Raw genomic sequence first — 16167 nt, 5'->3', positions numbered from 1 at the left:
AAAAAGGAGAACTCTCAACTTTGAGAATTCTCCTTTTTATTTATTAAACACATATCTTAGTTTAATTGAGTTTCACATTTACCAGTATTAATAACTGATAATGCTGCGTTTAATCCGCCTTCAACTAAATTTCTCACAGCTTCATCAGAGAAGAATGCGATATGTGGAGTGACCAAAATGTTTTCATGTTTAATTAATTCTAATAAAGTTTCATCTTCGATCTCTTTTCCTGTCCAATCATAAGTAAAGTACGGCGCTTCGTTTTCATAAGTATCAATAGCAGCACCATATAATGTACCGTCATTAACAGCTTTAATTAATTCAGGTGTATCAATTACAGCACCACGAGCCGCATTAACTAATACTGCGCCTTTTTTAACTTTAGAGAACATATCTGCATCGAATAAGTGGAAACTTTCTTTATTCGCTGGAACATGTAATGAAATGATATCAGCATCAGCAATTGCTTCTTCAACTGTATCTTTATATTCTAAGAAGTCTAATGAATTGTTAGGGTATGCATCATAACCTACAACTTTAGCTCCGAAACCAGCATAAATTTTACCAGTTGCAGCACCAATACGTCCTGTACCGATAATAGCTACTGTCATATTTTTAACAGGGGTAGACATAATAGGTGCAGCCCATTTGAAATTATGTTCTTGAACACGTTTTTCAATTGCAGGGAAGCGACGAACTAATTGTAAAGCGATAGAAACTGAATATTCAGCAATAGTTTCTGGTGAATAACTAGGTACATTTGAAATGATAATGCCATGTTTTTTAGCTAACTCTAAATCGTACATGTCGAAACCAGCAGTACGTTGAGCAATTTGTTTAATACCATATTCTTCAAGTTTAGGGTAAACAGAGTCTGCTAATTTACCAAATTGCATTGTAGTAACACCATCGAAACCTTTAGCTAAATCAACTGTATCTTCACTTAAAATTTCTTCAGTTGTAACAACTTCAACATTGTTCGCTTTACCCCAGTTTAAAGCGTCATTTTTCTCGTAATCACGAGTTCCATAAAACATAATTTTTGTCATTTTAATAACCTCACTTCATTTTGTATGAATTTATAATTAATAAATAAGTTTTCTTAAGTTGTCTATAGAAATGTGAATTATTAATAGGAATAATGATTTAAAACATCTCTATTACTTAACTTACAAATATATTATATTGTGAATTTATTCACAAATCAATAGGCAATATGAAATTTATTTTTCGATTGTTAAAAAATTCACATAAAAATAGTAAATTTTCATTTATTTTTTAATGATAAGTTTTGTAAGCGTATAACTTTAGGCTAAAGGAAACGTACTTTATAATCAAATTAGTACTATCTAAGGAGGATATATTTCATGAGTTCAATGCAAGAGACAATAATCAACGCATTTAATTTTAGACATGCAACAAAGGAATTTGATCCTGAAAAGAAAGTTAGTGAGTCAGACTTCCACACAATATTAGAAACAGGTCGTTTATCACCTAGTTCACTAGGATTAGAACCTTGGCGTTTTGTTGTTATTGAGAATGAAGATTTAAAAGAAAAATTAAAACCTTACAGTTGGGGAGCACAAAAGCAATTAAATACAGCAAGTCGTTTCGTTATTATTCTTGCACGCAAAAATGTCACTGCAGACTCAGAATACGTACAACATATAATTCGAGGTATTAAAAAATACGAAGAAAGTACGATTCCAGCAGTTGAAGATAAATTTAATAATTTCCAAACGAATTTCCATATTAACGATAATGAGCGAACGTTATTAGACTGGGCAAGTAAACAAACTTACATTGCATTAGCTAACATGATGACTTCAGCAGCATTATTAGGAATTGATTCATGTCCTATGGAAGGATTTGATTTAGATAAAGTTACTGAAATCTTAGCTGAAGAAAAAGTTATCGATACGGAACATTTCGCACCATCAGTTATGGTTGCATTTGGTTATCGAAAAGAAGAACCAAAAGATAAAGTTCGTCAACCCGCCGAAGACGTTATTGAATGGATTTAATATAGAATCAAAAAGGAGAGCAAAGACTCTCTTTTTTATTATCCATAAGTGATAGATTCTATAATTAGAATCAATGATGTTTAAAGAGCTTAATACACGGAAAAATATTACAAGCAAGTTAGTGTATTTAAAAATGTAAATAAGGTAAAATGATAGTAGTTTTAAGTAAACGCTTACATTACGATGTAAACACAACGCACATAAGGTTTTTCATAAATTTATATAAAGGGATGATGAAAAATGGCAAAAGTAAACGTTAGAGATTTCATAGAGGGACAATACGGTTTATTTATCAACGGTGAATTTCAAGCAAGCGAAAGTGGAGACACATTAACTGTAACTAACCCTGCGAATGGTGAAGATTTAGCTAAAGTAGCTAAAGCAAGTAAATCTGATGTTGATAAAGCAGTACAAGCTGCGCAAGATGCTTTTGACAGTTGGAGTAAAACATCTAAAGAAGAACGTGCGGACTATTTATTAGAAATTAGTCGTCGAATTCATGAAAAAGTGGAACACTTCGCGACAATTGAATCGTTACAAAATGGTAAGCCTTATCGAGAAACGTCAACAATTGATGTGCCATTAACAGCAAATCAATTTAAATATTTTGCGAGTGTATTAACAACAGACGAAGGTTCAGTCAATGAAATTGATGAGAATACAATGAGTTTAGTTGTCAATGAACCAGTAGGTGTTGTTGGTGCTGTAGTTGCATGGAACTTCCCAATTTTATTAGCGTCATGGAAATTAGCACCAGCATTAGCTGCGGGTAATACAATTGTGATTCAACCATCTTCTTCTACACCGTTATCATTAATTGAACTTGCGAAGATCTTCCAAGAAGTATTACCTAAAGGTGTCGTAAACGTATTAACTGGTAAAGGTTCAGAATCAGGCGATGCAATCTTCAATCATGAAGGTGTAAACAAATTATCATTTACAGGATCAACAGACGTTGGTTACGGCGTTGCGAAAGCAGGTGCTGAACGTATCGTTCCAACTACATTAGAACTAGGTGGTAAAAGTGCTAATATCATCTTTGACGATGCAAACTTAGATCAAGTTGTTGAAGGTGCGCAATTAGGTATTTTATTTAACCAAGGTGAAGTATGTAGTGCTGGTTCACGTTTATTAGTACAATCTTCAATTTATGATAAAGTAATGCCTAAATTAAAAGAAGCTTTCGAAAATATCAAAGTGGGAGACCCATTTGATGAAGACGTTAAAATGAGTGCTCAAACTGGCCCAGAACAACTTGAAAAAATTGAAAGCTACGTAAAAATTGCAGAAGAAGATTCAAATGCAAATATCTTAACAGGTGGTCATCGCTTAACAGATAATGGACGTGACAAAGGATACTTCTTCGAGCCTACAATCATCGAAATTAAAGATAATAGTCATCAATTAGCACAAGAAGAAATTTTCGGACCAGTTGTAGTAGTAGAAAAATTTAAAGATGAAGCTGAAGCAATTAAAATTGCGAATGATTCAGAATACGGCTTAGCTGGTGGTATCTTTACGACTAATATTAACCGTGCATTAAATGTTGCTAAAGCGATGAGAACTGGTCGTATTTGGATTAACACTTATAACCAATTCCCAGCTGGTGCGCCATTCGGTGGATATAAAAAATCTGGTATCGGTCGTGAAATTTATAAAGACGCTATTAAAAACTATCAACAAGTTAAAAATATCTTCATTGATACTAGCAATCAAACAAAAGGATTATACTAAGATAGTTAGTTTATAAATAAAAAATGAATATCATTTAAATTGAATGAGAGCTATCTGCAAAGCTGAGACTTTGCAGGTAGCTCTTTTTATGAGTTTAAAAGATAAGCGTATATGATTTAGTTACAAATTGCACATTGTAAAAGTTTTATTTAGAAATTGATAGATTGAGACTTTTTTTAAATTAAATAAGTTATAATACAATTTAAGTCTTTAAAGTCTATATTTTGCAAAAGGAAAAATAATGAAAAATTACATGTATTATTAATTAGTTTTATAGTATTAGTACTCACCCTGAGTGGTTGTTCTAAACATGATGAGAAACATTCGAAAGACCATGAACCAAAAGAATTAAAAGTAGAATTTGTACCATCCCAAAATTCAAAAACGTTGAATGCTAAAGTGAAACCGTTACAGCAACAGTTGTCAAAGGAATTAGGCATTCCAGTTAAAGTACATGTGGCAACTAATTATAATGCAATGGTAGAAGCTTTAAGATCAAAGAAAGTGGATGTTGCATTTATTTCACCAGTGTCTTATACCATCGCACATGACAAAGGTGCTGCAGATGTTCTGTTGAAGTCCAAAGGTTATTTAGTAGATAATAAAGGTAATCCAACTAATAAATTAGTCGATTATTATCGCTCACAAATCGTAGTTCGTAAAGACAGTCATTTACATAAGTTAAAAGATTTAAAAGGGGCCAAAGTAGGCTTACAAGACCCAGAATCTACTTCAGGATATATTTTCCAATGGCAAGCTTAAAAAAAGTTAATGTTAATCAGAATGATATCAAAATTGCTCAAATTAAAGGGCATGATCAAGCATTGATTGCATTATTAAACGGAGATGTGGATGCTGTAGCTACATATCAAGATGCACGTGCTGATTTAAAGCAAGATTATCCAAAAATATATAAAGACACTAAAGTGATTTATCGCACGGATAAGATACCAAATGATACGATTTCTGTGCGTGGTGATATGAGTAAACAGTGGAAAACAAAAATCAGTAATGCCTTTTTAGATATTAGTAAATCTGAAAAGGGTAAGAAAATTCTTACAGATATTTATGGGCATCAAGGCTATGAAAAAGCAAAAGATAGTGACTTTGATACAGTAAGAAAGTATAGAAAACTTGTTGAGGAATAAAAATATAAGATTAAGGGAGTGGGACAGAATTCTTTTAAAATTCGTCGTCCCCACCCCCGCAAGGATGACTAGAACTGAGAAAAGCTTGATTTAAGCGCCTTCTCAGTTCAGTCAGCTACTGCGAATTTGCTAAATAGCATTATTATATTATTTATGTCCCAGACTGTACAAATATATATTGGCAGTAGTTGACTCAATTAAAATACACTTGTAGCAAGCTTCTTTTTAATTCAAGTCAACCTTGTTGTCGGGGCAGGACCACGAAATAAATTTTGGAAAAATATTATTTCTGTCCCGCCCCAAATCTATTTAAAATGACATGTTTTATAAACGATGCCAAATATGAATCATTCTATCCTGGAACGACACTTGTATCACTGTGAACTGTAATATCAAAGCCTTCAGGAGATGTAATATGTTCTTCTTTAGCATTTGGTTTATATATATCGAAATGAACTAAGCCATAAGTAGTCTCGTTGTCTGTTCTAGCTTGGTTAGATTGCCATACATTAGTAGCGATATGATGATGATATTTTTGAGTAGACATGAACAAAGCTTGTGGGAAATTAGAAATGTGTTCTAAACCTATTTGTTCCACATAAAAGTCACGTGCTTGCCCGATATCATGTGTTTTAAGATGTAAATGTCCAATTTTGCCATCTGCTGGCCAACCGTTCCAACCTTCTTCAGTACGTTGCGCAATTAAATCATCCGCATCTACTGCAAGTGTATCCATTTTTACAAAATTACCATCCCATTGCCAATCTTCAGATGGACGATCTTGATATACTTCAATGCCGTTACCTTCTGGATCATTAAAGTATAACGCTTCACTTACAAGGTGATCTCCACCACCTACAGGCACATTTAAACGACTAGCGTGGAATAAAAAGTTTGCTAAATCTGTGCGTGTTGGAAGTAAATAAGCGATATGGAATAAACCAGCTTCTCTAAATCCAGGACGGCGACCATCTTCTAAATAATGTAGTGTTAATGTATGACCATTAGCACCAACATTAAAGATGACATGATTGTCGTCTTGTTCTTTAATTGAAAATCCTAGTATATTTTTATAGAAGTTTGTCATTTTATTTAAGTCTTCAACGTTTAATGTAATATTAGTAACTTGTGTTGCTTCAATAGTGTGAAATGCATTCATAATGTAGTGTCTCCTAAGATGAATAAGTCATCTTTATTTATTATTTATATTAAGTATAATAAATATACTACTAATTGTTAAATTAATCAAGACAGTTGCTTTAAAACTTTAAAAGCATACAAAAAAGCTTTTAGACTAATGAAATAAAGGTGTATAAAAACCTCATTCAAGCCTAAAAGCTAATTCTGTAAAACATTTCAGTTAACTTCAAATTGTAAGTCAACGAATATGAAATAGATTATCCTAAATAAACATCTTGATAATCATCATTTTTCTCTAGAACGTCTTTCGCAAATGGACAAGATGCGATGATTTTTAAGTTGTTTTCACGTGCATAATTAACGACAGCTTCAACTAATTGTTTACCTAAACCTTGACCACCTAATTCATCAGCTACACCAGTATGGTCAATATCGATTTCATTATTATCTACTTGTTTAAACGTAATGACAGCTTGAGCATTTTGTTCATCTTCGCCAACATAAAATTGTTGATGTCCTTGTTTAATTTCTTGTGCCATAAAACGTCACTCCTTTAATAATGTCATATTACTATCTATCACTTTTGAAGAAATCTAAAACATTTTATAATTAAATATTTAATCTTAAATAATATAATAAACATAGATATTGCATTATTACATTATTAAAGATATAGTTAAAAACGAATTTATTACGCTTTGGAGGGTTCTGTGTGAAGAGGATTGGCTATCTCATTATCGTCCTGTGCATTTGTATTGCTTTATCAGCTTGTAGCACAGGTCAATATTCGGATGCGAAAAAGATAGATGTTTCAACCAACAATAAAATAAATATCTATACTACAGTATTTGCATTTGAAAGTTTCACCAAACAAATAGGTCGCAAATATGTCAATGTAGATACGATTTATCCTCCAGGTGCAGACACCCATACATATGAACCAACTCAAAGAGATATGATTAATATTGCTAAAAGTGATCTATTTATATATTCAAGTGATGACTTAGATCCAGTGGCGAAGACGATTACGCAATCAATGACCAACGATGATATGAAATTAGCAGTTGCAGCTGATTTAAATCATCATACATTGCTTGAAGAAGACCATGATCATGAAGATCACGACCACCATCATAGTCATGAAGAGGAAAGTCACGACCCGCATGTTTGGCTTGACCCAGTCTTAGACAAGCATTTTGCAGAAAAAATAAAGAATGATTTAGTTAAAAGAGATCCTCAACACAAAGCATATTATGAACAAAATTTTAAGAAATTAAATCAAGATTTAACAGATTTAGACAATAATTTGAAAACAATTACTAAAAATCCTAAAAGACAAAAAGTAACCATCTCTCATGATTCATTAGGTTATTTAGCAGAGCGCTATCACTTTCAACAAGAGGGTGTCAGTGGTATGAATAACGAAGAGCCTAGTCAAAAGGATATTCTTGCGCTTATTAAACAAATCAATCAATCGAAGCAACCTTATATCCTTTACGAACAGAATATCACTTCAAAGATAACTGATGTCATTCGTGATGAAACCAATGCAGAACCAGTAAGTTTTAATAATTTGTCTGTGCTATCTAAAGAACAAGCTAACGACAAAGATTTAACTTTCCAATCAATCATGAAAAAGAATATTAAAGCGTTGGATAAAGCGTTGAATCAATAAAAATATCCCCAATCCTTTCATTAGGAGATGGGGATATTTTATACCTATTTATTCATATCTAATATAGCTTACCGTTGTATTATAGTATTCTTCGAAACCATGAATACCATCTGCACCACCTAAACCTGATTCTCTCCAACTAGCATGGTAACCATTAACAACTTCTTCTGCTTCGCAATTAGCGTAAACTTCACCGAATTTTAAACGTTCTGTAGCTTCCATCACTTCTTTTAAATTCTCTGAAAAGATATAAGAAGATAAACCTGCATTTGTATCGTTTGCGGCATCAATTGCTTCATCGAAATCATTATAAGTTGTAATTGCTAGAACAGGACCAAAAATTTCCTCTTTAAAGGCACTGTCATCTTTTTTAACATTATCAAGAATTGTAGGTTCATAGAAGTAACCAGCGCGATCTAATTTATGGCCACCTAAAACTAAGTCTGCACTATTATTAACGGCTTCTTGCACTTTATCATCAATACTGTCCAACTGTGTTTGATTGATAATAGCACCATAATCGGTGTTATCGTCTAATGGGTCGCCGACTTGTAAGTCGCTCATACGTTGTTTAGCCTTGTTTACAAAGTCATCATGAACATCTTCGTGAACAAAGATACGCTCTGGACAAGTACATACTTGACCAGCATTATTTATTCGTGCTGTGACAATGTAGTCCACCGCTTTGTCTAGGTTAGCATGAGGTGTAACTAAGACAGGTGCGTTACCACCTAATTCAAGATTCACTTTTTTTACTGTATCTGCTGCATTCTTATAAACTGCTTTACCAGCACGCATACTTCCTGTTAAAGAAATGAGTTGTACATCTTTATGTGTGGCTAATTGTGTGCCAACTGTTTCGCCAGTACCAGGCACAATTTGAACTAAACCAGCTGGAATCGTTGAGGCACGGAATAGCTCAGCCAATCTTAACGTTAATAATGTTGTTTCTTCACTTGGTTTAATGACGATTGAGCATCCCGTTACTAGTGCTGGAATCACTTTACGCATTAAGACCATAATTGGTGCATTCCATGGCACAATACCTGCAGTTACGCCAATTGGCTTTTTAATTAATTGAATCATTTCATTCGAAACACTATTTTGTAGTACTTCGCCTTTATTACGCATACTTAAACTTGTCATATAATCAATAAATTGCACAGCTTTATCGATTTCACCTTCAGCTTGTGCTAATGTTTTACCTTGTTCTTTAACATATAATTGGGCAAGTTCATCTTTGTTTTGCTCTAATAAAGGAATTAATAATTTTACATGCTCTGCACGTGTTGGTGCTGGTACTTTTTCCCATTCAAGTTGTGCATGTTTAGATTTTTCGATTGCCTCGTTAACTTCTTCCTCAGTTGCGAAAGTAATGGTATCAAATGCTTCTCCTGTAGCAGGATTGATGACTTCCATCGTGTCACTAGATTTACTCTCTACAAATTCATTATTTATAAATAATTGATTGGTCATTTGAGACACCTCCAATGTTTGTATTCCCTGTAACAACCGTTTTCATGCTTATTTCATTTTGAAAAAAGATAGAAATAAATAGATATTGAAATTATAATAGAGCTAACATATTGACGATTAATTGAAACGCGTGTACAATTTATCTCGAAATCGAAATAAATTAAAGGTGGTGAGTAAATGGATCGCACAGAACATTCATTAAAAGCATTTATTGGTCTAAATAGAGCATTAGATACATTAGAAAAAATCGTGCAACAAGATGTGAAGAATTACGGGCTCAACGTGACGGAATTTGCAGTGTTAGAGTTACTCTATAGTAAAGGTCCACAACCTATTCAACGTATTAGAGATAGGGTGCTCATCGCGAGTAGTAGTATTTCATACGTTGTGAGCCAATTAGAAGACAAAGGTTGGATTACACGTGATAAAGATCCATTAGATAAGCGTGTATATAACGCAACACTTACTGACAAAGGTCAACAATTTATGGCAGATATATTTCCACAACATGCCTCAACGTTGGAACAAGCCTTCTCAGTTCTATCAGAAGAAGAATTGATAACGATTCAACAAGCATTCAAAAAATTAAGTGCACAATCTACTGAAGTGTAAATCGGTGCACTTTTATTTATAACTAAAATTATCTCGAAATCGAAATAAATGGAGGTTTTTAATATGACTAAACATGATTTATTAGGTATTCATCATGTAACTGCAATTACAGATGATGCTGAACGTAACTATAAATTTTTTACCGAAGTACTAGGTATGAGACTAGTTAAAAAAACAGTAAACCAAGATGATATTCAAACGTATCATACATTTTTTGCAGATGATGAGGGGACAGCTGGTACAGATATGACATTCTTTGATTTTCCTGGCATTCCTCAAGGACGTAAAGGTACCAATTCGATTACTAAACCATCGTTTCGTGTTCCAAGTGATGAAGCATTAACATACTATATGAAGCAGTTTGAAGCGTTTGGTATAAAACATGATGGTATTCAAAACGTGTTAGGTAAGAAGGTATTGCCTTTTCAAGAGGCGGATGGACAAGACTATCAATTAGTATCCGATGAAGGCAACAGCGGTGTCTCACCAGGTAAACCATGGAAGAATGGGCCGGTTCCAGAGGATAAAGCAATTTATGGCTTAGGACCAATCGAAATTACGGTTAGTTACTTCGAGGATTTCAAACAATTATTGGAAAATGTATATGGAATGCGAACAATTATGAATGAAGAAGATGTAGCATTGCTTGAAGTCGGTGAAGGTGGTAATGGTGGTCAAGTTATTTTAAGAAAGGATTCAGAGGGACTAGTTGCCGTTCAAGGATATGGCGAAGTTCATCATGCATCATTTAGAGTGAAAGATTATGAGGCCATTAAACACTGGATGCAGAAATATCAAGAACTAGGCATACCAAACTCCGGTTTAGTCAATCGTTTTTATTTTGAAGCGTTGTATGCACGAATCGGTCATATTTTGTTAGAAATTTCAACTGATGGACCTGGTTTTATGGGTGATGAACCCTATGAAACGCTAGGTGAGAAATTATCACTTCCACCATTTTTAGAGGAACAAAGAGAAGCGATTGAAGCGCAAGTTCGTCCGTTTGATACAACTGGAAAAAGTTATAAATAGGGAGGTATTGAATTATGGAACCAATTACACACATTCATCATATTTCAGCGATTGTAGGAGATGCTCAAGAAACGTATGATTTCTATACAAATGTATTAAATTTAACTTTGATTAAACAGACAGTAAATTATGATGATACAAAAACATATCACTTATATTTCTCAAATGACAGAGCGCAACATGATATGGTACTTACTTTCTTTAATTGGCCAAATCAATATAGAGGTCGTATCGGTTCAGGTCAGGTTGGACGATTAGCGTTTAGAATACCAAAAGATAGCATGTCACATTGGGAAATGAAATTAAATATGAATGGGATTCAAACACGTCAAACTGAATCATTCAATCAAACAACGTTAGAATTTGAAGACATTCACGGATTAACATTAGCGATGGTTGAAAGTGATGAAGAACGTGTTAACAATGACATCATAGGATTTCATGGCGTAACAATGCTATCAGCTAATCCTCAAGCTACGGAAGCATTGTTGCAAAATGATTTAGGGTTAGAACATATTCAAGAAACAGATGACAATGTTCACTATCAAACGAGTGGTAGCGTGCATCATCAAATTATTGTGAAAAAGTTTGTAAACCCACAACCTGTTCGTTGGGGTGGTGGCATCTTCCATCATATTGCATGGTCAGTACCAAATGACGAGGTACATGTACAATGGCGTGATTATCTTCTTAATAAAGGCTTGCATGTAACAGATGTGAAAGAACGATTCTATTTTCATGCGATTTACATGAAAGAACCTGGCAATTTAATATTTGAATTTGCAACTGCAGGACCTGGCTTCACGATTGATGAAAACGTCGATGATTTAGGTAGACAACTACAGTTACCGCCATTTTACGAAGAAAGAAGATATGAAATAGAAGGTCATTTAATGCCAATAAAATTAAATGAGTACTAAGGAGAGGTGAGACAAATGGAACATATTTATAGACCAGGTAAGGATAACGCACCTACGCTAATTTTGTTACATGGGACTGGTGGGGATGAAACAGATCTTATTCCACTTGGAACAGCTTTAAATCCTAACTATAACTTGTTAAGTATTCGTGGAGAAGTCAATGAGAATGGTATGAATCGTTATTTCAAACGCATTGCTGAAGGTGTATACGATGAGGAAGATTTAGAATATAGAGGTCAACGGCTGTTAAATTTTATTTATGAAGCGGCTGAACAGTATCAATTTGAATTGAATAGAACGGCTTTAGTTGGTTTCTCTAATGGATCAAATATTGCGATTAACTTAATGTTACGTGACACAGCACCGTTTAAAAAAGCATTACTATTTGCACCACTTTATCCAATAGACGCTTCAACAAGCAAAGATATGAGTGATGTAGACGTTCTATTATCAATGGGAAAAAATGATCCAATCGTATCCATTGATCAAAGTGAACATGTTATTAATTTATTTAAGCAACTGGGTGCACAGGTTACAGAAGTATGGGTCAATAGTCATGAAATTACACAAGCTGGATTACAGAAAGGTCAAGAAATACTGAATTCATAATGGAAAAGGACACAAAGATGTAAGGTTCGCATCTTTGTGTCCATTTTAATGTATTCCTAATTTATTTAGAGAATATTAAGTGTTTAAACCCCTGGTATAAAATTGGGACAAGGAGTATGAAGCCAAATAATCCCATAATTGGGAAGACTTTTCCAATTAAAGAAATGAAACCGATAAATGTACATATAAACGTGATGATAGCCATTATAATAATGAGTACAAAGTACCCTTTGGAAAATGGTTCTGTAAAACGAGAAGCAAATGCATACATAAGACCAACAATCGTATTATAGATAACAAGAACCATTATAATCGACATCACTGTACCTAATAATGGTGAAATGTGACTTGCGATTAATAGTGTCGGCAATGCGACAGATTGAATATGTTCAAATTCTGTAACAAGGCCCAAATTAATCATTAATAACAGTAATGTGATAATGATGCCGCCAAGTAGGCCACCCCATAAGCCAGACTGACGATGCTGCATGCGATCGCCCATAACACTTAAAAAACTAAATGCGGCTGCAATTTGTAGGCTTGCATAATTTAACCCATCAAACCACCAACCAAGTGATAGCGATTGATGTTGTTTATTGAAACGATTGGCCGCACTAAAATTTAAATCTCCTGTTATAAAATAATAGATAGCGATAGTAGAAACAACAATGACTAAGAACGGTGTAACCATACCTAATACCGTAATCAGACGTTCAAATTTAAGAAATAGCGTCATAAGAATGACTAACACTAGAATTAATGAACTCAACCAATAAGGTAATCCGAAACTTTCATGTATAGTTGACGCACCACCCGCAGTCATAATCATCGCTAAGGAGAATAAGAATAGAGTTAAGATAATATCAAAGATACGTGCAATGATTGGATGTAAATAATATCGAATAGACTCAGAATGGTTATGAGATTGAATGACAAAGCCAGTGTTTAATACGAACACGCCTGCTAGCGTTATAATCAAACCGGTAACAATAATGCCAGAGATGCTATAGATACCATTACTTGTGAAGAACTGAAATATTTCTTGACCAGTAGCAAAACCAGCACCAACGACAACACCAACAAATGCGAAAGCTACCATGATACTCTCTTTAAAAAGTTGCACAATTAAAATTTCCTTTCAAATCATTTCTAAATTCATATATTTAAACGCAATTACCTATTTTAGATGAAAAGATACTAGAAATAAACAGGAAAGTTTACTCGAAGTGAACATTGTGTGTCCGAAAAAGGCATTAACAGGTTGTTTATAAAATAATAATGCAGGCTTAATCAAAGTTTGATAGTATTACACAGTATTAAAAAAGTTGAATCTTATTGAGGAAGGTGTAGGTATGTCATTAGATTTACCTGTCATGTTAATCATTGTCTTATTTTTAGCATTAGGCATATTTAGTCAATGGTTAGCGACACAGATTAAATGGCCATCAATTGTAGTCATGTCGATTGTGGGCTTATTGATTGGACCGATATTGGGACTAGTTAACCCTCAAGAAACATTGGGAGCTGAAGTATTTAGTCCGATTGTGTCTTTAGCTGTAGCTGTCATTTTATTCGAAGGAAGTAGTAATTTAGACTTTCGTGAATTAAGAGGCATTTCTAAAGCGGTCATTCGAATTATTACCGTTGGCGCAGCTATATCATGGGTGCTCGGTGCGATTGCATTACATAAAATTTTAGATTTTCCAATTTCTGTTGCGGTTGTGATGGGCGGATTATTCTTAATTACAGGCCCAACCGTCATTCAGCCACTTCTTAAGCAAGCAAAGGTGCGTAAGAGTGTTGACTCTATTTTAAGATGGGAAAGTATCATATTAGATCCAATAGGACCGATACTCGCATTAACAGCGTTTTATATTTATCAAATATTTGAGCAAGGTTTTGGTGTCCAAGTTATTCTCATCTTTATTTTGAAAATGGTTATAACAGCCATTATTGGCTTCGGAGCATCATTCGTTTTCAATTGGTTAATTCAACGTGATTTTATTCCGCAAAATTTGATGCCATCGATTCAGTTAGTCTTTATTTTATTAGTCTTTAGTATTTGTGACCAAATATTACAAGAATCCGGATTATTAGCCGTTACCATTTTCGGCTTAATGATGGCACGTTATAAGAGACATGATTTAATTTACAAGGAGTCAGATCATTTCATTGAAAATGCATCATCAATTCTTGTATCTACCGTCTTTATATTAATCACTTCATCATTAACGTCATCTGTATTGATGGATGTCTTGTCATGGCAATTAGTGATTTTTGCGATTGCAATGATTGTATTGGTACGTCCAATCTCTGTTTTATTATCAACAATAGGTACAGAGATCACGAAAAGAGAACGCGCTATTGTAGCAATGATGGCACCTCGAGGGATTGTCGTTTTAACTGTGGCACAATTCTTTGGAGGATTATTCATGGATGATCATGTGAAAATGGCAAGTTATATCACGCCAGTGACATTTGGATTAGTGTTTATTACGGTTGTTATTTACGGCTTTAGCTTTACGCCATTGAGTAAGTTGCTAGGACTTGCGAGTACAGAACCACCTGGCGTTATTATAGTAGGAGAGAGTGAATTTTCATTCCATCTAGGGATGAAATTGCATGAACATGATATTCCTATAATGGTATTTAATTTGTTTGAGAATACGTCGGAGAAGGCAGAAGAACTTGGCTTTGAAGTGTTTAAGGGGAATTTATTATCAAGTAGTGATCGAATATATGCGGATTTAATTCGTTATAATAAATGTCTATTAATGACTAAGTCGTTTATTTTTAATAGTTTAGCGTTTAATGAATTGGTACCAGAGTTTGGATTGAATAATGTAAGTATGATGCCAGTGTCATTTACTGATGAACAGGCACGTAATAACTTAAATGGTCCGTTACGTAATCATATTTTATTTGATGAATCACACAGTCCAAGATGGTTTGATAATACGATAAGTAATAAGAATATTGTGGAGGTACTTGCAGAGGAATACGACACAATTACTGATCACGATATGATTATTTATCACGTTGATGATAATAGTGTTGTTTCATTTAATAAAAGTACTAAACCTATACCACAATATGATCAAGGTACATATGGCATCTTAAGAGATGTGTATTGAATATAGTTCAAGTTATGTTTAATTAGAGGATTGTAAAGTAGTTCTTTAAGAGCCTGGGACATAAATAATATGATGATGCTATTTTGCAAATTCGCAGTAGCTGACTGAAATGAAAATGCACTTAAATCAAGCTTTTTTCAGTTCTAGTCATCCTTGCGGGGGTGGGACGACGAATTTAATAAGAATTCTGTCCCACTCCCTACCTATTTGTGTGCATTACTATCTGTTATTAAGAATAAATAAAATTTAAAAAGGGCTGGGACAAAAAAATGTCTCAGCCTACTTTATCATTTTGTCAGTAGCTGAGTGATTTGAAAATGCGCTTGAATCAAGCTTTTTTCAGTTCTAGTCATCCTTGCGGGCGGGGCCCCAACAAAAAGAATTTCCTAAAGAAATTCTACAAGCAAAGCAAGTTGGGGTTCGGGGCCCCAACAAAGAGAATTTCTTAAAGAAATTCTACAAGCAATGCAAGTTGGGGTTCGGGGCCCCAGCAAAGAGAATTTTTTAAAGAAATTCTACAAGCAAAGCAAGTTGGGGTTACAACGAAATAAATTTTGAGAAAATATTATTTCTGTCCTACTCCCCTTTCCTACGATTAGTCAAGCATTTACAAATAAAATAAGCATTACTTAACTAAACCGTTCAATTTTAATTTTTTGAATA

At 34.0% G+C, this 16167-nt stretch carries 13 protein-coding genes and 1 pseudogene; 9 read left to right on the top strand and 5 right to left on the bottom strand.

The genetic code is table 11. The features are described from left to right. Window positions 1-56: 56 nt before the first annotated feature. The gene (locus tag SBL15_RS06080; RefSeq protein WP_037538390.1) at window positions 57-1049 is read right to left on the bottom strand and encodes a D-lactate dehydrogenase; all 993 of its coding nucleotides are present in this window, start codon (window positions 1047-1049) and stop codon (window positions 57-59) included. Window positions 1050-1367: 318 nt separating this feature from the next. On the opposite strand from SBL15_RS06080, the gene SBL15_RS06075 reads away from it, so the two are divergent. From SBL15_RS06075 to SBL15_RS06065, 3 genes and pseudogenes are all read left to right on the top strand, one after another. Then, entirely contained in the window at window positions 1368-2024 is a 657-nt protein-coding gene (locus tag SBL15_RS06075; RefSeq protein ID WP_107611633.1) for an NAD(P)H-dependent oxidoreductase, read from the top strand. Window positions 2025-2264: 240 nt separating this feature from the next. Beyond that, entirely contained in the window at window positions 2265-3758 is a 1494-nt protein-coding gene (locus tag SBL15_RS06070; protein ID WP_107611634.1) for an aldehyde dehydrogenase family protein, read from the top strand. Between the two features lie 219 nt (window positions 3759-3977). After that, a pseudogene (locus SBL15_RS06065) lies at window positions 3978-4906 on the top strand (phosphate/phosphite/phosphonate ABC transporter substrate-binding protein). 352 nt (window positions 4907-5258) lie between these two features. On the opposite strand, the gene SBL15_RS06060 reads toward SBL15_RS06065, so the two are convergent. Together SBL15_RS06060 and SBL15_RS06055 are read right to left on the bottom strand one after the other, a co-directional pair. Continuing rightward, window positions 5259-6065 carry a VOC family protein gene (locus SBL15_RS06060; protein WP_107611636.1) on the bottom strand — a complete coding sequence of 269 codons (807 nt, stop codon included), beginning with the start codon at window positions 6063-6065 and terminating at the stop codon, window positions 5259-5261. 238 nt (window positions 6066-6303) lie between these two features. Then, window positions 6304-6585: a GNAT family N-acetyltransferase gene (locus tag SBL15_RS06055; protein ID WP_053016119.1), complete on the bottom strand. Its 282-nt coding sequence runs from the start codon at window positions 6583-6585 to the stop codon at window positions 6304-6306. A 173-nt stretch (window positions 6586-6758) separates the two neighbouring features. On the opposite strand from SBL15_RS06055, the gene SBL15_RS06050 reads away from it, so the two are divergent. Beyond that, a complete protein-coding gene (locus SBL15_RS06050) occupies window positions 6759-7721 on the top strand; it encodes a metal ABC transporter solute-binding protein, Zn/Mn family (protein ID WP_107637949.1) in 963 nt (320 codons plus the stop codon). A gap of 48 nt (window positions 7722-7769) precedes the next feature. On the opposite strand, the gene aldA is transcribed toward SBL15_RS06050, so the two are convergent. After that, entirely contained in the window at window positions 7770-9197 is a 1428-nt protein-coding gene (aldA, locus tag SBL15_RS06045; protein ID WP_107611638.1) for an aldehyde dehydrogenase, read from the bottom strand. 177 nt (window positions 9198-9374) lie between these two features. Between aldA and mhqR the strand changes: the two genes are divergently transcribed. From mhqR to mhqD, 4 genes are all read left to right on the top strand, one after another. Beyond that, window positions 9375-9809 (top strand): MarR family transcriptional regulator MhqR, encoded by a 435-nt coding sequence (gene mhqR, locus SBL15_RS06040; protein ID WP_011274878.1) that lies wholly within the window; start codon window positions 9375-9377, stop codon window positions 9807-9809. A gap of 63 nt (window positions 9810-9872) precedes the next feature. Beyond that, window positions 9873-10841, top strand: coding sequence for a ring-cleaving dioxygenase MhqE (gene mhqE / locus SBL15_RS06035; RefSeq protein WP_317955459.1), 969 nt, complete (start codon window positions 9873-9875; stop codon window positions 10839-10841). A 14-nt stretch (window positions 10842-10855) separates the two neighbouring features. Beyond that, the gene (locus SBL15_RS06030) at window positions 10856-11761 is read left to right on the top strand and encodes a VOC family protein (RefSeq protein ID WP_053016123.1); all 906 of its coding nucleotides are present in this window, start codon (window positions 10856-10858) and stop codon (window positions 11759-11761) included. Window positions 11762-11776: 15 nt separating this feature from the next. Beyond that, window positions 11777-12370, top strand: a complete 594-nt coding sequence (gene mhqD, locus SBL15_RS06025) for a methylhydroquinone degradation carboxylesterase MhqD (RefSeq protein ID WP_107611640.1) — start codon at window positions 11777-11779, stop codon at window positions 12368-12370. Between the two features lie 61 nt (window positions 12371-12431). On the opposite strand, the gene SBL15_RS06020 is transcribed toward mhqD, so the two are convergent. Then, a complete protein-coding gene (locus tag SBL15_RS06020) occupies window positions 12432-13469 on the bottom strand; it encodes a hypothetical protein (RefSeq protein WP_390894803.1) in 1038 nt (345 codons plus the stop codon). A gap of 253 nt (window positions 13470-13722) precedes the next feature. Between SBL15_RS06020 and SBL15_RS06015 the strand changes: the two genes are divergently transcribed. Further along, entirely contained in the window at window positions 13723-15504 is a 1782-nt protein-coding gene (locus SBL15_RS06015) for a cation:proton antiporter (protein WP_107609753.1), read from the top strand. Window positions 15505-16167 lie beyond the last annotated feature (663 nt).

Origin of the sequence: Staphylococcus sp. NWU MKU2 (assembly GCF_033283605.1) — a bacterium.
Taxonomy (GTDB): Bacteria; Bacillota; Bacilli; order Staphylococcales; family Staphylococcaceae; genus Staphylococcus; species Staphylococcus haemolyticus.
This window is presented reverse-complemented; position numbering and strand designations above follow the sequence as displayed.